The 25,222-nt window shown below is 40.7% G+C and carries 19 protein-coding genes; 2 read left to right on the forward strand and 17 right to left on the reverse strand.

The features are described from left to right. Nucleotides 1-223: 223 nt before the first annotated feature. The 13 genes from U735_RS0105250 to udk form a co-directional block, all read right to left on the reverse strand. Entirely contained in the window at nucleotides 224-973 is a 750-nt protein-coding gene (locus tag U735_RS0105250) for a 3-keto-disaccharide hydrolase (protein WP_031442821.1), read from the reverse strand. Nucleotides 974-1,063: 90 nt separating this feature from the next. Beyond that, nucleotides 1,064-2,377: a Gfo/Idh/MocA family protein gene (locus U735_RS0105255; RefSeq protein ID WP_031442822.1), complete on the reverse strand. Its 1,314-nt coding sequence runs from the start codon at nucleotides 2,375-2,377 to the stop codon at nucleotides 1,064-1,066. Nucleotides 2,378-2,568: 191 nt separating this feature from the next. Next, on the reverse strand, nucleotides 2,569-2,877 hold the full coding sequence (locus tag U735_RS0105260) for a DUF6122 family protein (protein ID WP_031442823.1): 309 nt from the start codon (nucleotides 2,875-2,877) through the stop codon (nucleotides 2,569-2,571). Further along, nucleotides 2,870-3,502 (reverse strand): WbqC family protein, encoded by a 633-nt coding sequence (locus U735_RS0105265; RefSeq protein WP_031442824.1) that lies wholly within the window; start codon nucleotides 3,500-3,502, stop codon nucleotides 2,870-2,872. The genes U735_RS0105260 and U735_RS0105265 overlap by 8 nt, the downstream gene beginning before the upstream one ends. Before the next feature lie 292 nt (nucleotides 3,503-3,794). Next, entirely contained in the window at nucleotides 3,795-5,528 is a 1,734-nt protein-coding gene (gene lepB / locus U735_RS0105270; protein WP_031442825.1) for a signal peptidase I, read from the reverse strand. 85 nt (nucleotides 5,529-5,613) lie between these two features. Continuing rightward, the gene (dapB, locus tag U735_RS0105275) at nucleotides 5,614-6,315 is read right to left on the reverse strand and encodes a 4-hydroxy-tetrahydrodipicolinate reductase (RefSeq protein ID WP_031442826.1); all 702 of its coding nucleotides are present in this window, start codon (nucleotides 6,313-6,315) and stop codon (nucleotides 5,614-5,616) included. Between the two features lie 3 nt (nucleotides 6,316-6,318). Further along, nucleotides 6,319-6,966 carry a DUF5683 domain-containing protein gene (locus U735_RS0105280; protein WP_031442827.1) on the reverse strand — a complete coding sequence of 216 codons (648 nt, stop codon included), beginning with the start codon at nucleotides 6,964-6,966 and terminating at the stop codon, nucleotides 6,319-6,321. Continuing rightward, complete coding sequence (locus U735_RS0105285) at nucleotides 6,959-7,885, reverse strand: ParB/RepB/Spo0J family partition protein (RefSeq protein WP_031442828.1); 927 nt, start codon at nucleotides 7,883-7,885, stop codon at nucleotides 6,959-6,961. The genes U735_RS0105280 and U735_RS0105285 overlap by 8 nt, the downstream gene beginning before the upstream one ends. Then, the gene (locus U735_RS0105290) at nucleotides 7,885-8,658 is read right to left on the reverse strand and encodes a ParA family protein (RefSeq protein WP_031442829.1); all 774 of its coding nucleotides are present in this window, start codon (nucleotides 8,656-8,658) and stop codon (nucleotides 7,885-7,887) included. The genes U735_RS0105285 and U735_RS0105290 overlap by 1 nt, the downstream gene beginning before the upstream one ends. Before the next feature lie 353 nt (nucleotides 8,659-9,011). Further along, entirely contained in the window at nucleotides 9,012-11,186 is a 2,175-nt protein-coding gene (gene scpA / locus U735_RS0105300) for a methylmalonyl-CoA mutase (RefSeq protein ID WP_031442830.1), read from the reverse strand. Nucleotides 11,187-11,263: 77 nt separating this feature from the next. Then, on the reverse strand, nucleotides 11,264-12,646 hold the full coding sequence (locus tag U735_RS0105305) for a methylmalonyl-CoA mutase subunit beta (RefSeq protein WP_031442831.1): 1,383 nt from the start codon (nucleotides 12,644-12,646) through the stop codon (nucleotides 11,264-11,266). After that, a complete protein-coding gene (locus U735_RS0105310; protein WP_031442832.1) occupies nucleotides 12,639-12,971 on the reverse strand; it encodes an FtsB family cell division protein in 333 nt (110 codons plus the stop codon). Before U735_RS0105310 ends, U735_RS0105305 begins: the two co-directional genes overlap by 8 nt. A gap of 6 nt (nucleotides 12,972-12,977) precedes the next feature. Continuing rightward, complete coding sequence (gene udk / locus U735_RS0105315; protein ID WP_031442833.1) at nucleotides 12,978-13,586, reverse strand: uridine kinase; 609 nt, start codon at nucleotides 13,584-13,586, stop codon at nucleotides 12,978-12,980. A 370-nt stretch (nucleotides 13,587-13,956) separates the two neighbouring features. On the opposite strand from udk, the gene U735_RS0105320 reads away from it, so the two are divergent. Together U735_RS0105320 and U735_RS0105325 are read left to right on the forward strand one after the other, a co-directional pair. Next, nucleotides 13,957-14,901, forward strand: coding sequence for a serine hydrolase (locus U735_RS0105320; protein WP_051891879.1), 945 nt, complete (start codon nucleotides 13,957-13,959; stop codon nucleotides 14,899-14,901). A gap of 126 nt (nucleotides 14,902-15,027) precedes the next feature. Beyond that, a complete protein-coding gene (locus tag U735_RS0105325) occupies nucleotides 15,028-17,883 on the forward strand; it encodes an Npt1/Npt2 family nucleotide transporter (protein ID WP_232233179.1) in 2,856 nt (951 codons plus the stop codon). Here U735_RS0105325 and U735_RS0105330 read toward each other — a convergent pair. From U735_RS0105330 to U735_RS0105345, 4 genes are all read right to left on the reverse strand, one after another. Continuing rightward, on the reverse strand, nucleotides 17,873-19,132 hold the full coding sequence (locus U735_RS0105330) for a serine hydrolase (protein WP_031442836.1): 1,260 nt from the start codon (nucleotides 19,130-19,132) through the stop codon (nucleotides 17,873-17,875). The two genes, U735_RS0105325 and U735_RS0105330, sit on opposite strands and share 11 nt — an antisense overlap. Before the next feature lies 1 nt (nucleotide 19,133). Beyond that, nucleotides 19,134-22,040 (reverse strand): PEP/pyruvate-binding domain-containing protein, encoded by a 2,907-nt coding sequence (locus U735_RS0105335; RefSeq protein WP_031442837.1) that lies wholly within the window; start codon nucleotides 22,038-22,040, stop codon nucleotides 19,134-19,136. A gap of 221 nt (nucleotides 22,041-22,261) precedes the next feature. Then, the gene (locus U735_RS0105340; protein WP_031442838.1) at nucleotides 22,262-23,551 is read right to left on the reverse strand and encodes a phenylacetate--CoA ligase family protein; all 1,290 of its coding nucleotides are present in this window, start codon (nucleotides 23,549-23,551) and stop codon (nucleotides 22,262-22,264) included. Beyond that, nucleotides 23,551-25,221: an acyl-CoA--6-aminopenicillanic acid acyl-transferase gene (locus U735_RS0105345; protein ID WP_031442839.1), complete on the reverse strand. Its 1,671-nt coding sequence runs from the start codon at nucleotides 25,219-25,221 to the stop codon at nucleotides 23,551-23,553. Before U735_RS0105345 ends, U735_RS0105340 begins: the two co-directional genes overlap by 1 nt. Nucleotide 25,222: the final 1 nt, after the last annotated feature.

Below are 25,222 nucleotides of genomic sequence, written 5' to 3' on the forward strand. Positions count from 1 at the left end.
CGAGATCCTTAATAAAGATGTCGATGGTAGCGGAGTCGAGACCTCATTGTAAATACACTACAGTCAAAAAACTTCTCGACTCCGCCTGCCTTCACAGGCAGGCTCGAGGGGACCGTAGCATTTATTTTAATTTACGCTAAATCAATGTGTTGATAATATTTTTATGTCGAACTCACGTTGCTTAATATAGGCGTTGGGAATTGTTTCAATCGAAAACCAACCATTAAAATACTTTCTTGGCAGTTTGTGCCTCCGAGGTAACCCCGGGAGGTAATTCTATTATTTGAAAATTTTTGAACTGAATTTCTGCGCCTTCAGACTCCAGGCATAAGTAACCTTTTTTGATGGATGATTTACTAATGCCATTTACAAACTTCCCATTTACAGAGAGTTTTATGGTTCCATCAACGCATACAACTTTGTAACTGTTCCATTGCCCTTTGCCAAGGGCCCTATTTTCAATAGATTTACTTCTAGTGCCCCTTGGGTTGTCCGGTTCGGTAACTACTCCACCTACCCCAAAAAGTTCTCCGTGTACATATGCTATAGGAGGCTTAACCCCATCACGTATATTTTGGTTTACCCAATCCAGTTCCAGCATTTGTACTTCCACGCCTCCCGGTAAGCGATCTTTTTCACCCGGTATGGCATCGCTCCACACAAATACTCCTGAATTTCCGCCTGCTTCCATATGTCGCCATTCCACAAGCATGATAAAGTTCTCATATTGCTTTTCGGAGCGCATAACGCCAATGGGCAGACCGGAACAAATTAAGAGGTCCTTTTCTTTTCGCCAAGTTTCCGGATCGGTATTTACGTTGATCCAGTTAATGGGTTTCTCCTTGACCTTTTTTTTGTTGGCCAATTGTTCCAAGGTAATTTCGGTACCGAAGCTTATTGGTTTGCTCTGGCCCAAGACATTTAGACTTGCTCCCAAGGCAAACAATAGGCAGAGGTTTGTAGATATCTTCATTTGGATGTTTTGTTTGTGATAATTGACAGATTGCTAGGAGTCACAATACTTTTGAGACCCGTTATTTAGCCTTAAACCTGTTTGTATAAATTATACAAATTTAGTTTTACCGGGAATGGCCACGGGTTGTGTGGGCCATTTTAAATCCCAATTATATTCATCCACTTTGGGACCAAGTCTTTCTTGTGAATTAAAGGCTTCTTCCCAGCTAATGGTCTGGCCGGTATAGCCTACCATTCGTGCCCATATTGCCAACATGGTACTGGTGGCCATCCATTCGCCATTGTTGATCGGGTTTCCATTTCTAATGGAAGCGAATAGTTCATCGTGTTCTGTCTGGAACATATTGTTTCTTTCCCCCTCATAGGTCCATTTATTCTTTCCCGTTATTTCATACCTACGTCCAATATGTACTATAGCACTACCCTCACTGCCAAAAACTTCAACACTGTTTTTGTGGGAAGTATCGCTTTGTTGCCTAGTAAAATGATACCCTTTTGCACCATTCCCGTATTCGAACTCCACGGCAAAATGATCAAATATATTGCCGTACTTTTTGTCTACCCTAACTTGTCTCCCGCCAGTTCCAGTGGCACTTATGGGCATTTTATCACCCATTACCCACGACATCATGTCCAAACTGTGAACGGCCTGTTCTACAACAAAATCGCCAGACAACCAATTGTAATAATACCAGTTGCGCAAATTGTATGTCATATCGGTCCAGTCTGGTTGTCGTTCCTTGTACCAAGCTTCCCCACCATGGCGGAAAGTGGTAACGGTTCTGATATCTCCAATAGCTCCATCCAAAACCCGTCCATATACAGCTCTATTGGGATAGTCATACCTAAAACAAAAGCCGGATACCAGGGAAAGGTTTTTCTCCTTGGCCATTTTTGCCGCTGCCAGTACTTTATGCACGCCCGGAGCATCCACCGCTACCGGTTTTTCACAGAAAACATGTTTTCCGGCATTTACTGCTGCCGTAAGATGGTCTGGCCTAAATGCGGGCGGCGTTGTCAATAAGACTACGTCTACTCCAGAATCAATTACCTTTAGATAGGAGTCAAATCCAATTAACTTGTTTTTGTTTTCTACTTTTATTTTGTCGCCGGCAATCTTCAGCAGGGCGGAATGTGCTTCCTCCAGTCTATCTTCAAAAACATCGCCCATGGCGTAAAGAACTACATTGGGGTCGGCTTCCAAGGCCTGGACGGCAGCTCCGGTTCCCCGTCCACCACAACCGATAAGGCCTACCTTTAGAGGGGAGTCTTTATAAACATTTGTTGCTCCAAAGGAAATGGCAGGATAGGTCAAGGAACCTCCTATAATTGCTATCCCCGATTTTTTTATGAAATTCCTTCTGCCCGGGGCACTTGAATTTATAGATTTGCGATCTTTCATTTTTTGTCGATTATATTTACCCTTGTTAAAATCCTATACAAAATAGCAATTTTTTCCTTAAGTACTTCTAAGGAGGCCTAACATGGTTGTTATTATGCTAAATTACGGCTGGTAATGAGGCCGCCAACTATAAATTGACAGAACAGGGGAAGTGTATTTTGTAATCCGAAAATTAGTGGACTGAAACTACTTTACATTAAATAGCAGTCTACGGTATCGGCCAAAATATGTATTAAAAAGGCAATCCCGAAGACCCTGGTTTTTGTAAAAAAAAGCAAAAGGAAATAACCTGCAATGGCCCAATAAGTATGAAGGGGGTGAAAGTTAATACTACATCGGCCTGGGTCAAAAATAGGATCTGCCAATAGATGATCTAAATCTAAAAAAATTCCGGCCAACAGTATCAAGATTATTTTTAGGCGGTGATCCTTAAAGAATACCAGACCAATAATAATTGGAAGTATAAAATGAATGCCATAATGTAGGAAAAACCTAAGCATTTTGCAGGTTTAGGTTCAAGTTTTTCAGGTAGGTCAAGGCGTTGGTACCTTCATTGAATAAAAGGTCCAAAATACTTAAATTGGGAATAAAGTCATTTCTGTCCTCAAATACTTGCACATATTCCGGCTGTTGAAATTGAAGCTTTGATTTGGAATTTATTAAAATCCTCCCATCAATTTTGTCGGTAACATCAACTTCAAAGATTTCGGTCCTGTCCAAAGGCATATTATTTTGCAGACAATCGCAAATGGTTTCGATTGTCTTCAAGTTGAAATCCATTAAGGAGTGGAATGTATTGTGGTACAACGGGGCGATATCATCTTCATAGAATTCAAAGAAAGGAGAGGTCCTATAAGCTGTTTCCAAGGTTCGCCAATGCTGTCTTTGCCAAGGGTAAGCGTTGTCCATTTGTACTTCACTGTACCTTTGTTTCCCTTTTTTGTTCCCCACATGTTTTATAGGTATAGTGAGCATATGCAGCCCTAGGTCCGTGCATATATAACACCTATTGCGAAAAGTTTGTTTTTGAAAATTGTCCATGACTTCCCAACAAATATCATTTTGAACAATAGCGGCAAAGTTGGCGATATTGGGAAAATAACCTGGATGTAGCAGCAGTTTCATGGTCTAATTTGAAAATATATCGATTCGAAAATGTATCAATTTATAAATTGATTTCTTATTTAGCGGCAAGTTAACCGTGAAATGACTTCTCGACTCCGCTCGAAGTGACGATCGATTGTCTGGTCGAGCGGAGTCGAGACCTGAATGCAATGACAAAACATCCCTAACCTAACACAAGTTAAAACGCTGCCTTTGTTGGCAGATATGTAATTTTATGGCATAATTGTTTAGTTGGCCATTGGCAGTATTCGAAACCATAATTGTCCCATTGGTACATTGAATCATTGCAACATTAATTGTCCACTTTCTTCTTTTTTCTAAAGAAATCAAATATGAACCAAGCTGCCAGCAGGATAAGGAAATACTTAAAGTAAGAGGTAGGCTCACCATCTCCGTTTACGGTAGTAAATACCCTGTCCCATCTTACCTTCCAATTGCTCATGCCATCGTTAATACCATCAATGCTCATCCATATAAAAATGGGCGTTCCCACTATATGGTCTTCAGGGACATAGCCCCAGAATCTACTATCTTCAGATCTATGTCTGTTATCTCCCATCATCCAATAGTAATTCTGATCAAATGTGTAGGAATTGGCAACCTCGCCGTTAATAAGGATCTGATTTCCGTTCACTTTAATGTCATTACCTTCGTATTCTTTAATTATCTTTTCATAAATGGGAAGTACTTCTATGTTAAGTGGAACCGTTTTTCCTTTTTCGGGAATATAGATCGTACCCATATTGTCCACAGTTCCTGTATGTGCCGGATCTTGAGGGAAAACCGAAGTATCGGGATTTTTATATGAAAATTTATTAATTGAGGCGATTCCATCCTTGCCTGTATAATTTTTGGCCTCTGCCTCGGTTAAATTAAAGAGTGCCATGTTGTTCATGTCTTCGGACTTTAAATAGTCCTTCACCTTCTGGTTGCCCACATTACCTGCGTAATAGGTATAGGATGTATCGGATTTTATCTGTTCCAAATTCATGGCCTGAATTACCTCTGTAGCCCGTTCCTGTTGGAGAGAGCTGTTGGGGACACGTATAACGTTCCCCGATAGGTTCTCCCTGCCCAATAGTTCTATAGCGGCATTGGAAAATTGTCCGTCTACTGTAACTGTATGAAGGAATTCTGGTTTTGCCCTATAGGGTAAAACCGTTTTTTCACCGTTGATATAAACATAGCCATCTTTAATGGTCAACGAATCTCCCGGTACCCCAACGCAACGTTTTACATAGTTGGATTTTTTGTCGATGGGTTTGCGTACTCCTTGCTGTCTTTTAAAAAACTGGTATACGGTATCTGCGGGCCAACTAAATACAACAATATCGTTTCGTTTTACCTTTTTAAACCCGGGAAGCCTTAAATATGGGAGTTGTAATTTATTCCAAACAGAAGTTTTGTAGGTAGCAGGGTCTACATCCGCAACATAAGATCTGGTTTTTAGTATTGGCAGGGTATCGTGGACCATGGGAGCGGCTACGGTGGTCATTGGTATCCGTGCCCCATAATGAAATTTACTTACGAAAAGGAAATCTCCCACCAGTAGGGTTTTTTCCAAGGAACTGGTAGGAATAACAAAGGGTTGAATTAAGTAGGTGTGGACCAAAGTAGCGGCCACAATGGCAAATACAATGGAGCTGACCCATTCTCCCAGCGCGGTTTTGGGGTGAATGTCCCTGTTTTCAATATATTTTACATCCTCAACAAAATAGTTCACATAATAAATATATAGTCCAAGGGTCAATATGGCCAACCAGGTATCCAATAAACTATTTTTCCCAAAACTTCTAAGGGTTTCTACCCAGACTACAGGAAACATCAATAAATTGATGATCGGGATAAAAAGTAGAATCACCCACCATTTAGGCCTATTGATAATCTGCATCAGCACAATGGCATTATAAACTGGGATTGCCGCTTCCCAAGCTTTACGTCCTGCTTTTACATATAATTTCCAGGTGCCTAAAAAATGTATTACCTGAATAATTAAAATAAAAATAATCCATTGAGTGCCGTTCATATCGGTAATTGTTATTTAATGATTGATGTTTGGAAAAGAATTGATCAACCGTTAAGTCATTTTAAGTTGTTCTTTGTTACGTTCTTTAACGAAGGTTTAACACGTCCTTCATTGTGAAAACCCCTGTTTTTCCAACGATCCACTCTGCGGCGATCACTGCTCCTAGGGCAAAACCTTCCCTGTTATGGGCGGTATGTTTAATTTCTATGCCATCCACTTCGCTTTCATAAGATACGGTATGGGTTCCAGGAGTATCGGCGATACGCTTTGCCGTGATAGGAATTTCCCTGTCCCCAGCGCTGTCCAATTTCCAATCGATGTAATTGGTATTATCAATAACACCTTCGGCCAAAGTAATTGCCGTTCCACTAGGTGCATCCAATTTTTGGGTATGGTGGATTTCCTCCATCACAACCTTATATTGATCTTGGGAAGCCATTAATTTTGCTAAATAAGAGTTCAGCTCAAAAAAAAGATTCACACCCAGACTAAAGTTGGAGGCATAAATAAAGGCTCCATTATTTTTTTTACATAAGTCCACTGCCTTTTGGTAATCCTGAAGCCATCCGGTTGTACCGGAAATTATAGGCACATTGTGTTCCAGACAGTTCTTAATGTTTCCATAAGCGGCGTTGGGCATACTAAAATCGATGGCAACATCAATTTCTGAAAAATTTATATCCGTAGCGTCCAAATCAATTTTAGCTACAATGGTATGGTTTCTTTTTAGGGCGATCTTTTCAATCATTTTACCCATTTTACCATATCCGAACAAGGCAATATTCATAAATTAAAACTTAATGGTTAAAGCCATTCCATAGACTGGTTTGGCGGTTATGGCGTCCATGTCCAAGTATGGTTTGAAATCCATACTAAGGTCATCATCCACGTTAAATTGCTTTAAATGCGAATCCACATTGGCATCCACAATGTTTAGGGCGTACATCCCAATGGTGACCAAAAGCCATAAATCCCGATCTTCCTGGTATCTTTCCTGCGCACTTTCCAATGCCGCCTCCGAAAAGTCAGGATCTGCTCCGGGGGCATTGGGTGTGCCAAGGTCATAGAATTCATCGTCCGTAAAACCGGCCTGGCGGCGTTTAAAGGCCGTCCTAAAGCGGTCATATAGGTCGTCGTTGTATATGTAGCCATATATTCCACCGCCTATAATGGCGTAGACTATGGGAACTTTCCAATAGCGTTTGTTATATATTTGACCAAGTCCTGGAAAAACCGCGGAATAAAAGGCTGCCTTACTGGGCGCCAAGGGATTGATGGCCCTTTTTTTGACTTTAAGGGTGTCGACCACTGTAATCCCCTCTTTTTTAAGGGAGGTTGTGATAGAATCTGATGCCTGGGTATTGTTTTCTTCCTCCTGCGCTAGTCCAAAGGTGATAACAAGAAAATATAGTGCCAGTGATACAAGATATTTACTCACCCGTAATCAATTTTTTTAACCGATTGAATTCTTCCTTGGAGTGAAAGGGGATGGTGATTTTTCCTTTGCCTTTTTCTGAGGCTTTAATATCTACTTTTACCGATAAATAATCTGAGAAGGCACCAAGGTTTTTGTCAATGAAATCTGGGTTTATAGCTGCTTTTTTTGGCTCTTTTCCAGATGGGGCCGTAACCGGGGCTACCTGGCCATTGCCTTCCTGATAGTCCTTTACTGCTTTTTCCGTATCCCTTACCGATAGATTTTCACCTACAATTTTTTCGTAAAGGGCAATCTGGTCCTGCTTTTTTTCCACATTTACCAGAGCCCTACCGTGGCCCATACTTACAAAACCGTCACGTATTCCGGTCTGTATAATGGGATCCAATCGCAGTAACCGCAAATAGTTGGTAATGGTAGAGCGTTTTTTGCCTACCCGTTCGCTCATTTTTTCCTGCGTCAATTGAATTTCATCTATCAACCTTTGGTAGGAAAGTGCAATTTCAATGGGATCTAAATCCTGTCGTTGAATATTTTCAACCAAAGCCATTTCCAGGGATTCCTGATCGTTGGCAATACGGATATATGCCGGTATTGTCTCCAGGCCAATTAATTTGGAAGCCCTGTACCTACGTTCCCCAGAAACTAATTGGTATTTATTAAAATCAAGCTTTCTTACGGTTATTGGCTGTATTACCCCCAATTCCTTAATGGAAGAGGCCAATTCCTGTAATGCTTCATCATTGAAATTGGAACGGGGCTGGAATGGATTAACGTCTATTGCGTCCATATCCAGTTCCACAATATTGCCCACAACTTTATCGGCATTCTTGTCGGTGGCCGACTGAATATCGTTTTCCGGGTCTTTTAATAGGGCCGATAGTCCGCGGCCCAACGCTTGTTTTTTTATCGCTTTCGCCATTATGCTGTCTCCTTGTTTTTCACAACTACTTCATTTGCCAAATTTAAATAATTGGCAGCTCCTTTACTACTTGCATCGTATTTAATAATGCTTTCACCATAACTAGGGGCTTCGCTCAATCTTACATTTCTTTGTATGATGGTGTCGAAAACCATTTCAGAAAAGTGCTTTTTTACCTCCTCCACTACTTGGTTGGATAACCTTAATCTGGAATCGTACATGGTAAGTACCATTCCTTCTATATCCAATTCGGGATTGTGTATTTTTTGAACACTCTTAATGGTGTTTAATAATTTGCCCAATCCTTCCAATGCAAAATATTCACATTGTATGGGAATCATAACAGAATCGGCCGCAGTAAGGGCGTTCAATGTTAAGAGACCTAGGGAAGGCGCACAATCTATAAGAATATAGTCGTATTTTTCCTTTAGATGGCGAATGGCATTTTTCATCATATATTCCCTATCGTCCTTGTCCACCAACTCAATTTCGATGGCTACAAGATCAATATGCGCTGGGATAAGATCTACATTTGGGGAGGAGGTCTTTATGATGGTTTCTTCGGCGGTTTTGGTATGTTCCAATAGTTGGTAGGTTCCCAACTCAATACTATCTACATCCAAACCTAGTCCGGAAGTTGCATTAGCTTGGGGGTCAGCGTCTATTAGTAATACTTTTTTTTCCAATACACCCAAAGAGGCGGCTAAATTTACCGAAGTAGTAGTTTTTCCTACACCACCTTTTTGATTAGCAATAGCAATTATTTTGCCCATTATCATAGTAAGTTAGGGGGTAAAAATACGATTATTTAAGTTGTTATAAAATGTATTTTGTTAACACTGGGTGAATAACTGTAGTCTTTGGCGTTAAAGTACGTTAAAGTTGTATGGGATTTGTTCTCAGGCCATTACATGTTTATTGTTTTTTCGCGAATCACTTATACACAACTTATTAATGGTACTCAATTTTTAAAAGCCTCGGTCACAACGTTGGAAAATATTGGAACCAAGACCAAAAAAGTAGCCATCACTGGTAAAATACCCTGGCCCTAGCGCTTATTACTAATTGTGGTCCACGGCTTGTTTTGAAGGCTAAACCCATTTTGTCCGTTCAGGAACAGCGGATATCACTTACTTAGAATTTTTAAAATTTCGATGGCCGTATCGCTAATTTTTGTGCCGGGACCAAATATTGCTGCCGCCCCAGCTTCATACAAAAAGTCATAATCCTGTTTGGGTATTACCCCGCCCACAATTACCATAATGTCTTCGTGCCCGTACGCTTTTAATTCCTGTAGTACTTGAGGTACCAAGGTCTTATGTCCGCCTGCTAGGGATGAGATCCCCAGTACATGGACATCGTTTTCCACGGCCTGTTTTGCAGCTTCGGCCGGGGTTTGGAAGAGGGGGCCAATATCCACATCAAAACCTAGATCGGCATATCCCGTTGCCACAACTTTAGCACCTCGGTCGTGACCGTCCTGCCCCATTTTGGCAATCATTATTCTAGGCCTACGGCCTTCCTGCTCGGCAAAGCTGTCGGCCATTTGCCTGGCTATGCCAAAGCTGTCATCCCCTTTTATTTCTTTTGAATACACCCCGGTAAACGAATTTATGATTGCCTTGTGCCTGCCAAAGGCATTTTCCAGCGCAGTGCTTATTTCGCCCAGCGTAGCTCTTGCCCTAGCAGCCTTTATAGCTAAAGCTAAGAAATTTTCCTCTTCCAAGGTATTTATGTGGGCAGATTTGGAGGAATTGGGCTTCATTCTTTCTTTTGCAACTTTGGTAAGTGCTAAAAGTGCTTGTTGCACTTCATGTTCACTCCTATTTGCCTTGACCAATTCCAAACGTGCCAATTGCTGTTTTCTGACCTCGGCATTATCCACCTCCAGTATTTGAAGTTCATCTTCTGTCTTGGACTGGTATTTGTTAATACCAACAATGATATCCCTAACACTATCTATACGGGCCTGTTTTTTTGCGGCGGCCTCCTCTATCCTCAATTTTGGAATTCCAGCGTCGATGGCCTTTGTCATTCCCCCCAATTCTTCCACCTCTTCTATAAGGGCCCAAGCCTTTTGTGCAATTTCGTCCGTTAGTTTTTCTACATAATAACTACCTGCCCAAGGGTCAACAGTTTTAGTAATTTCGGTCTCATTTTGTAAGTACAATTGGGTATTTCTGGCAATACGCGCAGAGAAATCCGTAGGGAGGGCTATGGCCTCATCCAAGGCATTGGTATGTAGGCTCTGTGTACCTCCAAAAACTGCTGCGGCCGCCTCTATGGTCGTTCTGGTAATATTGTTGAAAGGATCCTGCTCTGTAAGGCTCCAGCCGCTGGTTTGGCAATGGGTCCTTAGGGTGAGCGACTTCTCATTTTTAGGGTTAAATTGTTTTACCAATTTGGCCCAGAGCATTCTTCCCGCCCTCATTTTCGCAATTTCCATAAAATGATTCATCCCAATTCCCCAGAAGAAGGATAATCTTGGGGCAAAATCATCTATATTCAATCCTGCTTTTAAGCCAGTTCTAATATACTCCAATCCATCGGCCAAGGTATAGGCCAATTCAATATCGGCAGTTGCCCCGGCCTCGTGCATGTGGTAGCCGGATATACTTATACTATTGAATTGCGGCATGAACTTACTGGAATACTCAAAAATATCGGCAACGATCTGCATAGATGGGGCAGGAGGGTAGATGTAGGTGTTCCTTACCATAAATTCTTTAAGAATATCATTCTGTATGGTTCCAGAAAGATCTTTTGGTGAAACTCCCTGTTCCTCCGCTGCTACGATATAAAAGGCCATTATGGGCAACACTGCTCCGTTCATGGTCATGGAAACCGACATTTCATCCAATGGAATATCCTGGAACAGAATTTTCATGTCCTCTACGGAATCAATGGCAACGCCCGCTTTGCCAACATCGCCCACCACCCGCGGATGATCACTGTCATATCCCCTATGGGTTGGTAGATCAAAAGCTACGGATAGTCCTTTTTGTCCGGCTTTCAGATTTCGTCTGTAAAATGCGTTGCTTTCCTCTGCGGTCGAAAATCCCGCGTATTGCCTTATAGTCCATGGTCTACTGACATACATGGTGGAATAGGGCCCGCGCAGAAATGGAGGTATGCCCGCGGCAAAATTTAAATGTTCCAAACCCTCAATATCTTCCTTGGTATAGTTTTTTTTCAAGATTATTCCTTCCGAGGTCTCGAATGGCAAAACGGATTCTTGATCCGGAATATTTATTTCTGGAACGGACTTGAGTTGAATATGTTGAAGATTTTTTCTTGCCATGTTTTTGTTCTTCTTGTCCTAAACTATAGTTGTCTGCTTAGAAATAAAATTGCCCTAGGAAAACAGTTGTAACAGCTTTATTCAGTTTTCAAGCGTTCCTGTTCCCATTCTTCGGACAACCTTTTTTCCAAGATCGGTTCTATCAAGGTTTTTCGGGTGTTGGTTTTTACAAAGGGGTATAATTCTAGATCATCCTTCATTTTATCCAGTCTGGATGCGTATTTATTGGTGCCTACCAGGATTTTATCGCGGCTGTTAAAGCTTTCCTGTTCCTTGGTGGCGCTTTCCTTTATTTTTTTCTGAATGAGATGTTCCTTCAATTGCACCAGAAATCCGCCGCCCGCTTCAATTTGTTTAAATAATTCCAAAGCTTTGGAAGAGAGTTGATGTGTTATGGACTCAATATAATAGGCCCCATCGGCCGCATTGTTCACCTTGTCAAAATAACTTTCATTCTTTAAGATCAACAGTTGATTTCTGGCCATACGCTGCCCAAATTCATTCACCTTATGGTATATGGCGTCATATGGCATATTCAATATCGTATCAGCTTCCCCTAAAATGGCGGACATACATTCCGTTGCCGAGCGTAGCATATTGGTGTTGTAATCGTACAAGGTTTTATTTCTCAGAGTGGGCGTAGCTATAATATGGCAATTCTCCAGAGCCCCATATTCCCTTGCAAGGGTCCTGAACAAAATCCGTAGTGCCCTCAACTTGGCTATTTCAAAGAAATAGTTGCCCCCAACCGAGACCTTAAAGGTTATTGCCGTTCTTTTTAGCCTGTCTTTATGGTGGTCGTTAAGGTGATTCAAATATTCATTGGCATGCGAAAGGGCATAGGCCAATTGCTGCACCATATTTGCCCCGGCATTTCCATAGAGCGCCACATCCACACCCAAGGTTTGGTCATGATTTAAATTTAGAATTTCCCCTAATATTTTATGATCTTGATCAAGCTTGTATTGCCAGTTGCCATTTCTTGCCAAATGACCAATAATATCGATATTGGTAAAGACCTTGTGATGATGGTTTACTGTGACAGCCAAAATCGATCTTGCAAAGTCGTAGGATAGAAATTGGAGATTAAAATGGAGACTTGTTTGGCCAAGATCAATTTCATGAAGCAGTTCATGAATATTTATATCTGCGGACGGAATGGTGAAATAGATACATTCAGCGCCCCTGGTTATAGCATCCAAAGCTTTTTTGTTGCCCATTTTGGCATTCCCGGCATATATGCCTTGAGCTATGCTCCAACCATTATCTCTTGGTACTCCGGATATCTCTAGGGCCTTTAGGTCTTCGGAGTTGTAGAAGGGTTTTACCTTAATGCCTTCGGGAGATTCCCAAACCAATTTATTGTTGTAATCCTCACCTTGCAACTCGTACTGGATCTTTTGCTTCCATGCTTTGGAAGAAATCTCGTGAAAATTGCTAAAGAGTTCGGATTTACTCATCTTCCTTGGTTTTTACACTATCCTCATATTCAATTAAATATATTTCCTCATTTTTCTTTTTCAGATAATATTGTTCCCTGGCAAATTTTTCCAACTCCTCAGGGTCCGATAGCTTTTCTATAATTTTTTTATCCTTGGCTATCTCTTCATGAAGAAATTCTTTCTGCTTTTCCAGATTGTTTATTTGTTTTTTAAGCTCCCAATGTATGAGGAGGGAGTTGGTATCGAAAAAAACCATCCAAACCACAAAGACCGTCAGTACCAATACATACATATTGGTAACCACCCCAAACCATTTTTTCTTTCTTATCCCTTTTAGTCCCATAGGTGATTAGCTTAATTTTTCGTTGATTATGGTCCTTACAATGTCTATGGCCACGGTGTTGTACTTGTTGTTTGGAATTATAATGTCCGCATATTCCTTGGTGGGCTCAATAAACTGATTGTGCATGGGCTTTAGCGTATTTTGATATCGATTTAAAACTTCATCCAAATCCCTGCCACGTTCAGTGATGTCCCTTTTTAAACGTCTTATCAGTCGTTCATCCGAATCCGCATGTACAAATATTTTAATGTCGAACATCTCCCTTATCTGGGGATTTGTCATGATGAGGATACCCTCTACGATCATTACCTTTCTTGGATGCGTTAGAATGGTATCGTTGGTGCGGTTGTGTTTAACAAAAGAGTAAACTGGCTGGTGAATAGGAATACCTTTCTTTAAATCTTGTAAGTGGGTACCCAACAATTCAAAATCTATGGCACGGGGATGGTCAAAATTTACCTGTGTACGCTCGTCATAGGTTAAATGGGAAAGATCGCAATAATAGGAATCTTGGGAAATAACCCCTACTTCCTCATACGGCAATTCATTTATAATTTGATTTACAACCGTAGTTTTTCCGCAACCTGTTCCTCCGGCAATCCCAATAACCAACATGCATTTCTAATTTGTTCCAAAAATAACAATTTGCTAGCAAACCGTAATAAATAAAATAGATGCCTTGCCCATATACACATAATCTTTTTATCCCCATCCAACGTAAGTATAGGAGGTGTTGGTGATGTCTTTAATTTTTCTTTAAGCCATTGAATTAATTTTTTCGTAATCTATAATTAATTTAACAGATAAAAATCAGATAATGATAAAATTAGCGTTATATTCTTTGGGTGTGATTTTTTCTTTTGAAGTTTAAAAAATTAACAAATACCCAACATAAATATAGAATATATTTGGGCGTTTTTCGGGTAGTTCATTTTTTATAGTGATTCGTATTTTTTTCATTTAACCAGTATTTTATTATTCCTATATGACGAGTAGAACTCTTTTTCAATTCAAAACACGCCTAATTCTAGTATTGGGTGTATTTTTCTGCTGTGGCTTGGCGTACTCTCAAAAAGATTTGCCCATAAATATAGAAGATGCCAAAGTAAAGCCTCTTCCCAGTTTGGTAAATAGCGACTTGCAGAAAAGATTGGAAAAGGAGCTCATGTCCAATCCCAACTGGAAATCTTTAATGAACAATAACAAGATGGCCGTTGGCATAGTAGATCTGTCAAATCCCGAAAATGCAAAATATGCCAGTATTAATGGTGACTATATGATGTATGCTGCCAGTTTGCCCAAAATAGCGGTGCTATTATCCTCTATGGATGCCATAGAAAAAGGGGAGCTTAAGGAAACCCAGGAAATAAAGAAGGATATGCGATCTATGATCAGCAAATCCAACAATGAAGCAACCACCAGAATGATAGATCGTTTGGGATATGATAAAATACAGTCCGTTATGACCGATCCAAAATATATGTTCTATGATGAAAGTAAGGGCGGCGGATTATGGGTCGGTAAAAGATATGGAAGCGGTGGGGATACCAATAGGGAGCCATTAAAGAATTTGTCCCATGCTGCCACAGTAAACCAAGTATGTAGGTATTATTATCTGTTGGCCAATGGCAAATTGGTGAATAAGGGTAGGTCCAAACAAATGTTGGATATCATGGGGGATCCCGAACTTCACCATAAATTTGTAAATACCTTGGACAATATTGCTCCCGATGCCAGATTATATAGAAAGTCGGGCTCTTGGAGAACCTTTCATTCCGATTCTATTTTGGTTTGGGGAAATAATCCCAACCGACGTTATATTTTGGTTGCCTTAATAGATGATGCAGGAGGTGAGCAAATCATTAGGGACTTGGTAAGGCCCGTAGAAAGAGTGTTGAAGGCAGAGAGGGTACAATTTGCCGTTAACTAGATCCATTTAGTATATTTCCTTTTGTTTATTCGTATAATGTTTGCCAATGAATTAATTTTGGCCCCAATCTTCTATGGATTGGTTTTAGATAGGAGTGCTGTTGGATATTACTAAAACGCATGAAAATTGAACTACCTTATTTCATTTATTAAAACGTTTAAAACCTACATTCTAAAGGCATTTGATTTAAAAGAGGAGGAACTGACCAAAACACTTCTACTTCAATTAAATATATTCTTCATTATTACGGTTTTATTGATAGTAAAACCTACTATAAATTCGCTTTTTCTTTCTGAACTTTCTTCGGATGCACTGCCATTGGGCTATGTTTTAACTGCTATCATGGCCGTATTGGGCTCATTTTTCTACGACAGGGCCTTGGAAAAGTATCCTTTGAATATCATTGTGGATCGCACCTTGATAGGATCCGTCATTTCTTTGATAATATTTGGCGTAGCCTTAAATTTTAACCTAGGCTATGGATTTGCACTGTATATACCTTACATCTGGGTGGCTATTTTTGGGTTGTTGACCGCTTCCCAATTTTGGGTAATGGCAAATCTGGTCTATAATGTTAGGGAAGCAAAGCGCGTATTTGGGTTTATAGGTGCCGGTGCCATTGGCGGGGGTATATTTGGGGGGTACTTAACCTCTTTATTGACCAATATCCTTAATACAGAGGATTTATTGTTTGTTGCCGCAACCCTCTTAATGTGCTGTTTGCCCATAACCCGATATATCTGGAAAAACGAAGTGTTGAAACTCAACTCTTTTCAAGTTTCCAGTCGCTCCAATCCAAAAGCGGAGTCCCCTTTTAGGTTGATAAAGCAATCTAAATTACTTAGCTTAATTGCGGTAGTCATTGGAATAAGCGTTCTGGTGGCCAAATTGGTAGATTACCAGTATAGCGATTACGCTTCCAGGTTCATTAAAGATCAGGATGAATTAACTTCCTTTTTTGGATTTTGGTTTTCTACCCTGAGCGTTATTTCACTATTGATACAGTTGTTCCTCACCAAACGTATTGTAGGTACCTTTGGTGTTGGTAAATCCCTCCTATGGTTGCCTTCGGGCATATTGTTGGGGTCTTTTCTGTTATTGATAGTGCCCCAACTATGGGTGGTGGTGTTTATCAAAATTGTGGACGGAAGTTTAAAGCAGTCGGTAAATAAGGCGGCCACGGAATTACTCTCCATACCCATCCCTATAGAAATTAAAAAAAAGACAAAGACATTTACGGATGTGGTAGTGGATAGTATAGCTACAGGGATGGCGGGCTTTATTCTAATCTTTTTTATTAATGGACTGGACATATCATCAACCTATATCAGTATAATTATTATTGGGCTTATTTTGATCTGGTTGTACTTTATATATCATTTGAGGAATGAATATATAATTTCCTTTAAGAGCTTGTTGGAATATAGCCCTACAAGAAAAGATAAGGCTGCCAAATCGGAAATAAAGGTTACCTCTATCATAGAAACGGTAATCAGGGTATTTGAAACTGGGAACGAGAATCAGATATTGCATATGTTGAATAAAACATTGGACGTAAAGGATGAGCGTTTCTTTTTTGCAATTAAAGCGCTGCTGAACAATCCGTCTGCCAAGGTGAGGGCTTTGGCCATTGAAAATCTATATTTTTTGAATATGGAAAATTTATGTGCTACGGTAGAGCCCATGATCTATGACAAGGATCAGCAAGTGACTACTTCTGCCTTTCGTTATTTGTTGAAGCGCTATCAACAAAACCCTGTGGAACTATTGGATAAATATTTATCGGTAAAGGACAATACCATAGCCAATGCAGCCCTAGTTGGCCTGTCTATGGAATTGCGAAATAATAGGGTAATGCAAGACCGATTTAGTTTGGAACAAAGAATTGAAAATACCCTTGACCAGTTATCGCAAACCAATACAGAGCTGGAAAGGACCAATAAGATCCTGGCCATTCTTGAAACCATTGGGAATGCCAAGGTTGAAAATTTCTACCCGGTTATAAAGACGCATATATATTCCGATAATGTTCTAATTGCAAATACCGCTATTTTGGCGGCATCAAAAACATTGGACAAGCAGTTTATTGATTTAATTGTTTCCAGATTATCGGGTAAGGACACCAGAAAATCTGCAATGGAGGCCCTCTACTTCTATGGGGAGCCCATTATTGATATTTTGTTCGAGGGATTAAGAAATGAAAGCATTGACCCGGACGATAGCGCATACGTGGTCATGGTTATTGGAAAGTTCGATTCACAAAAGGCCATCAATACCTTGATGAAACTAACCGAGGATATGGAACATACGGTGAAAATTGAAGCTATTGAAGCCTTGAAACACCTCAAGTGGAAATATCCCCACCTTAAAATAAGGGATCAGTTTATTGTGGATAAAATCTTGGACGAGTGTCACCTGTACCAAAGTACCCTGTCCGTAATCCATACCCAAATAGTACTACAGTATAAGAAGAACCCGGAAAAACTGGAGACCAAGGAAGAAAATGAAGCCAGAAATGGCCTTATCCATTTGTTGGAACTGAGGTTGGACAGACAATTAAAACGAATTTTTCAATTCTTGGGGGTCAAATACCCGCCCCAGGATGTAGATCCCATTTTAAATGCCATACTAAAAGGTCAGGAAGAGCAACGTATACATGCCATTGAATTTTTGGACAATATCCTGGACATTCAACTCAAAAAGGAGTTGATTCCTGTTGCTGAATCCATTATACAGGTAGGTGTTATATCCGAAGAAAATCTAAAAAATCTGAATGTAAAGGTTCTTAGTGAATCCGAAAGCTATTTGTCCCTATTAAAGCGAAAGGATATTAAGCTGAAACTGGCGGTACTTTACTTGATTGAAAAAACCAAGGACCCAAAATTCACCCCTCTTTTGGAAATGGTCTTGGAGGACTCCAACGAGAAGGCCAGAAAAAAGGCGGCCGAAATCTTGAGTGACTTTAAAAAAATTAGCGTTTAATAATCTTGTCTATGCTACTGGCCAGGGTCAAATGGTCTGTTGCTGAATTTTTTCGCAATACGTTGGTCATAAGTACCACTATATATTTGCAATTGTCCGGATGTTCTACAATGGCTACAGAATTCATATAGTTGGTAACATTGCCCATATATTTTCCACAGGCTTCACCTGTACTTCTATCACATTTGTATAAACTTCCCGATTTAAAATATACGGCAGCGGGCTTCAGGACCGGGGATTGTGCGTATCTGATCCTTCTGTCCGTCATATACATAAGGCGTTTCATTTCCAGGCTGGATTCTTGGTCCACCACCTTGCCCTGTTCCAACTGTATCAAGAATTTCATCAACCCTAATGGAGAACCAATACTGCCCCCCTTATCGCCTACATAGCGGTTGGCTCCCGAAGTAAAAAAGCTTCCCAAGCGCCATTCATCAGTAGTAATTCCCAATTCCCGTAAGGGTAGGTTTACCACATCATTGGCCAAATCTGTCAATTCCTTTTTTGGGGTAGTGGTAAAGTATGTATCCGCCTCTTCCTGGCTCAGGGTGGGGTAGGACTCTCCGAAGGCCGCCATCAATAAGGCTTCGCGCCATACAATACTGGCTGCCCCGTTGTTACTAACGGAAAGCATATGGTCTGCCCATTCAAACAAGGTAAAAACATCACTGGCTATTACCTGTCTTTTGAGCAATTTATTCGTTTCTAGATTAAAAATTGGTATGGTATGTGTATCCGTCAAGCCCCAATAGCCCGACTTTACCGATTTGGAACGTAAAAGCTCCAATCGCTTTTCAAAGGAATCCGGATATATTTTTTTCAATTGGGTAAACAAAGCTACCATTACGGCCAGTTTGCCAACACTGCCAGGCTGATATCCGGCTGTTTCGTTTCGCTTGGCGTATCGAACACTGTCTATATCCGAAATATCCAATACGGCAATGGAATAACTCTTGTCCAAACCTCTAAATAGTGCGTTGATGTCTTTTTGGAATTGCTCATCTACACTTAGGAAAGCGGCAGTGCTGTCCTCTTTTTTCGATATTAGGTTCAGTTCAATATCCATATAAGACTTTTGGGCCCCTGGAGGTATAACGGTGGTCGACTTTAGTTCTCCACTTTTAACGAGTTCCAGATACTTCAGCCTTTTGATTCCCGTATGCAAATAGCCATCAATGGGGTAATAGCTCATGGTGGTAAAGGCAGAGCATATCAGTAATAGAACAATATATTTAATACTCTTTTGCATCTTATATTTTTTTAGAAAGGGCAATGTTTTTGTCCAGATCGATTTTTGGTGTAATAGATTCCAAATAATTGGAACTTAACGCTTTCTTATTCTCTACAAAAGGGCGTATTTGAAACAGCCACAGCTTATTGTTTTGGAATCCCAGTTCCACGTCATAGGCCCCTTCATAATCCGATTTGGTTTCAGTAGCCATTTTTTCCCGAATTGTTTTGGCAAATGCCCTTATTTCCTCAATGTTTTTTTGGTTTAGTATAAAATTCTCAAAAGTGGACATTCTTTTTTCCGTTCCCCCTGCAGCTGGAAGTCGATTGTGGTACATTTCCCTAGCGGGTGCCAAGAGTTGGGTGCCACCAATATCCTTTAATAGATAAGTTTCTGCCGATTGGCCATCTACAGCACCCCCGGCACCCCTGCTAAAGGCAATGGTAAGATCATCCGGATTTCCGGAACTGATGCCCTTGGTGATCAATACCCCGGAATAGTCCACATCCACACTCGGTATTATCAAAATGGAAGGGAATACATTTTCAGGATTAAGGAGATATTTTTGTCGCCATTTAAAACTGCGTTCGGAATAGGGGGAAGCCCAAACATCCTTAATGCCTGATATAATTTTTTCCTTGGCGGCTACATTGAATACAGTGAGGTTTAATCCGGCACCGGTAAAATTCTTCAAATCTTCCATGTTGGTGTCACTTCTAAGAAAGACCGGGATTTCACCAATTGGTTTTCCCAATACTTCTTTGAACCCCTCTTCCAATTGTGTAAGGAATTGGGCCTTCATTGACATTTTCTTTATGGCCTCCCTTAGGATTTCCAATTGCCTTAGTTGGTAGTTTTCAACCTCGCCTTCCGCAATGCCTTGTGAGCGCATGGTCTCGGCCTCCTTGAAAGTGGAATTTAAAAAATCCCAATAGCTTCCCTGCTGCTCGGGCATAGGTTGGTCCATATGGTCCTTAAAGATTCCGAAGGGAATAACCAGACCTTCTACCACCATATCTGGGAACATTTTTTTTAACTGTCCCAAATTGGCCGCCTTTGGACCGCAAAGCTTACCTGAATCCTCGGCGTCCACTGACCTTAGGTTTAATATGGTGTTTTCATCCAAACGTATGTTCTCTATGGGGACTTCAATTCTTTCCTCTTTACGCTCTATCTTAATAAATAAATTGCGTTCCTCCTCGGACATATCCTTTTCCAACTTCATAATAACGTTGCCCTTGTTGGATACCGCATAAAATACCTTTTCTCCGTTATATTTCTGAAGACCTTTAAGATTTTCATCGCTTAGGGCGGCATTGGGGATACCCATATTTCGGGCCAACAATTGCACGTGAGACACCATATTTCCTTCCGATACCGTAGCAATTCCGGCCACTGGCTTAAGATCTGAAGGAGGGCGTTGAAAAATATAGATTTTATCGGATGTAACCTCAATTTCATCTGGAGAACCACTTATCACTACCAATTCGCCCAAGGCATATCCAGGATTAAGGCCTCGTAGGCCACTTTGATTGTCTATGTCCATCACCCTATTGGTCAAGGCGGATTCCTGGGCAATAATATCGCCCAATTCTCCCACGGTTTGGCCTAAATAGAGGGCTATGGAACCTCTAATTTTGTCATCAATAAACCCATAAGCCTTAGGCTCAAAAGCGGTGTAAATGTCCACTATCTCCTGATAATTGGCCTTTACCATGGAAGAACTCCATTCCACTTCCCTACGCGCATTCTCCAATACTGAGGTAAGCTGCCCTAGGGACATGGCATTGCCATTGGATCCCTTTAGGGATAGATTAAGTTGTTCCCATTCTGCCAGTTCTATATATCCTGCACCGGCATTGGCCATGCCCAAATAGCAAACTTTGTCCAATAGGCCATTAAGGTCTTCAGGCTGCCATTGGGGAGAATTTTTAAATATAACTTCTTCTAACTTAAGGGAAGCGTCCAACAACTGAAATCGGGCTGTTGAATTCAATTCTTGTAGAAGGGCATGTCTTATATCCAACAGCAATTCGGCTGTGGCGGGAATAAGTACTGCCGCATTTGCTTCTCCACTATAACTGGTAGTAAAGTTTTTTATGGCAACCCCTATAGGGCTATCCTCTACAAGTGGTGTATTTTTTTGTATTTGTGCAATATCAACTGGTTTGTAGAAATTGGCCATAGTAGCCACCAAGGCATCTATTTTGGCTTTTACCTCATTGGTAAGCTGATTGCTGTTTTTGGACTTAAAGTTCTTTACTTTATTTATATCCCCTGCATCGGGCTGACTATGGATTTTAACCCTTAAGTCCATAAATTCTGGGACCATGTCCGAAATTACCTTTGAATCGCTCCTTATTTTTTGGGCTAGATTATCGTCGCCATTATGGGGTATGTCCTTTAAAGACTGCCGAATGAGATAAAAATTTTGGGCTAGATTTTGAGTGTCGGATAGTAGCCATTTATAAAAATCCACGCCCCAGGCCTCTTCGTCCTCTGCCTGTATCGCCCCCCTATAGAACTGCCCCTTTTCCAGGATCCAGCCATTGTCAACAGTTCTTAAATACTTGTCCAATTGATACTGCTTAAGACGGGAATGGTTATTTTCTGCGTCCCAAAATTCCTCCTTGGAGGTATAGGATAAAATTTGACCCAAAAAGAGGTGGTTGCTCTTGCCTAAATCGATAATAGAGCTTTTGTAAGTGGCGTGTTGTACTCCAGGACCAATATCATCGGGACAGGGGTCTTTAGGTTGGCGTATACTTCCATCCGTACAGAACCAGCGAATTTCTTTATATGGCCCGCGGATATCCTTTTTGTAAGAGTTGATAAGATCCTTTATTTCCTGATTGCCCAATTTTTGGCCTGGGCTTATCAATGGAAAGCAGAATAGTAGGATATATATAAATATATGTTTTTTCATAGTGTTGTAATGGCAGTATAAAGTGCAATCAAATGTAATACCAATTTTAATGCAAATAAATTTTTTAAGCCTAGTTTCGATGGCCCGACCAAATAAACCGTTACTAAAAGGTGGGAAATAGTAATTGGAATGGAATATGGCCTGTATGTTCTTAGAATGTAATCAATTGAAGGAAGATTTACAAATTGTTTTTTTTGGGGCTACAATGCCAAAGTATCAGCTTAAACTCGGTGATCTATCACTATGACCGGTTTTCTGCTCATTTTGGGAAATCGCAACTCCTGAAGGGTTTTAAAATCGTGAAATTCAATTTTGGGGAGTACCCGCAGTTTTGCCCTAAAGTGATCCTTGATGGTTTGTAATAAATCATTTGTAGGGCTGGAGGTGGCTATTTTAATACAAATTTCATCGGTTCCTATGTCATTATGGTCTATCTCGATTACAAAGGCGTCTATTTCATTGAAATAGTTAAGCACGTTGTACATGGCCGGAGGATATAGGGTAGTGCCCTTATATTTTATCATCTGTTTCTTCCTTCCAATCACAGGACCTAAGCGAGGTGTATTTCTTCCACAGGAACATTTGGAGGTATGGGCTTGGACAATATCACCGGTTTTAAATCTCAGCAATGGCATACCTTCAACCCCCAAGGTTGTAATGGTAAGCTCTCCCGGCATTTCCTCTTCAACTTGTTTTTCATTATCGTCCAAAATTTCGATGATGATCAATTCCGGATGATGGTGGCCGCCTTGCTGTGCGGTACATTCGGTAAAGGCCGTACTCATTTCTGTAGAGGCATAGGTGGAATAAAGGGGAATGTCCCAATCTTTTTTAATTTTGGCTGCAAGGGTATTCAATGAAAAATCTTCATTACGCAGTGATTCCCCTATACAAATAGCCCCTTTTATCCCCGCTTCGTTGGGGTCAATTCCGTGCTGATGGGCGTATTCTATAAGTTTCAATAAAAAAGAAGGGACCACGATGAGGTAGGTTGGCTTAAACTTAAGGATGGAATCCCATTGAAGTTCAGGAATTCCGGCGCCTACCCTTATAATTCCGGCACCTAGCTCCCTAGCGCCCAAAAAATAGGCCAATCCTGCCATAAATCGTCGATCTATAGTTGTCGTTAATTGCAAAATATCGTTTGCCGTAACACCGGCACAGTCAAAGGAGATGGCCTCGTTATAGGCCAAGCGATTAAGGTCATTATCTGTAAGGGCAAAGGTAACAGGTTCGCCCAAAGTACCGGAAGTAGTTACGTAATCTATGATCTTGTGCCTATTTACGCATAAGAAATCATCATTATATTTTTGTAGATCCTCTTTGGAAGTTGTGGGGAGTTTGGTGAGGTCTGCCAAGGTCTTGATATCGCTGGCCAGTAAATTGTGTTCCTGAAAAATTCTTTTATAATAGGCAGAGTTTTGGGTAATATATTCTATTAGTTCCCTTAAACGCTGTTCTTGTAGTTGTTTAATTGCCTCTGCCGATGCTTTTTCGATTTCAGGGATCATTATTTTAATTTACGTTTTAGTCTTCGAATATACGAATGTACCAAAGCTTTCTCTGGAACTGTTGTAATTTCTTTTGTGCTGGCTTCCATAAAGTTGTTTAAGGCTGCCCTATAATATTTTCTATTGTAATTATAGAGGCCTACCCAATAATGTGTTTCCCAAAATTCAGGATTCAATCTTTTAAACTCCTCAAGATATTCAGGAGCCAAGTGCTTATTGTCTGCAACTGCTTGTTTTATTTGTTGAATCTCTACGCGATACTTTTCATAGTTTTGATATGCCTGGGTATAAAGAAAACTATCCTTTTCAATATTTTTAGTGGGGACGGATAGCGTGGATCCCTTCCTTTGACTTAGACTGTCCTTGAAAATTTTGTTTAGGTTATAGGCCACAAACTCTCCTAATTGGTAGGGATTTGAAGACACCCAAACCAATCCCTGTTCCGGCTTAAATACAATTCCGTGATGTGCCAAAAGCTGGTTTAGCGCCTTTTCATTGCCATAGCCGATGTTGTTGTCGTCAAGCCCTTGCTTATTTCTTAGGATGTCCACTGCAATTTCTGGGGTGATTTTGTTCTGATATTCCAAAAGTTCGTCCATGCGCTCATATCTGTATTTGGAATGACTTTCGAAGATGTGTTTTTGGTTGTTTTTGTCCTCTGCATAGGCGGTACTTTGAAAGTGGTTGGAGCAGATCAATTGATTGGATTCGGAAACTTCATATACGCCAAAATTATGGGGGGAGACTTCTATTATTATTGCCTTTTTATCCCTGGCACTGCCTACCAAAATAGATTCCGATACAAAGACCTGTCTTGTTTTTGCTATGGCTACGGCCTCTTCCAGCGTAGTTGCATATTGTAAGATCTCCCTGGTAAGGATACTGATAGGGGTTTTGGCCACCAAGGGAATTTTGGATTTTCCCGCATTGATGGTAACCGTTAGTCCATGCTCGTTCATTCCGGAGACCACTCCCGTCATACCGGCCCAGGTCACGGACATAAATTTGTGGCCTTCTGTAGGGTCAAGGAAAGAAATTATTTTGTTTTTTGCAAAATCATCCCCTGCGTAAAAGTCGAAATTGCGACCAAGAATCAAACTTCCGTCTTCGGATTTATCGCCCCAGACAGCAAAGGAAGAACAGCCAACAAGGGCCAGGTCTTGAAGGGCATGACCTATGTCATGGGCACCATGAAGATATAGTACCCTTGAATATGGATCTGCTATGTCGTTGAAGTTTGGGGAAGCGTATCGGGAAAGCCCCCAAATTTCCGCTTTTATTTCTTCGGGGATGTTCTTGTACATTTTTCTGTTGTACCAGGCCAAGAACTTTCTCAGAAAATATCTTTTTGTTTTGGAGGGCACCAATTCTTCTACTTTGGATAAAAATATTGCTTCCTGTTGTTGAAATAGGTCTTCCGTTAGGGCTCCGGTTATTAATCCCCTTTGCAAGGGGTCTCCGGAAACATAAAGTTCCCACAACCCTTGTTTGTTCTTGGCCAGGGAGTTATTGGAATAAATATAGGAGGTATCCGAGGTTTTTGTTATTTCAGGAATTTGGGGGTTGTAGTTACTTAAATCAGGTCTATCCTTTAGGGATTTTGAAATTCCACAAGAACCAAAAAGCCCAAGCAAAACAACAACACCTACAATCCATTTTATCCGATACATC

Origin of the sequence: Arenibacter algicola (assembly GCF_000733925.1) — a bacterium.
Taxonomy (GTDB): Bacteria; Bacteroidota; Bacteroidia; order Flavobacteriales; family Flavobacteriaceae; genus Arenibacter; species Arenibacter algicola.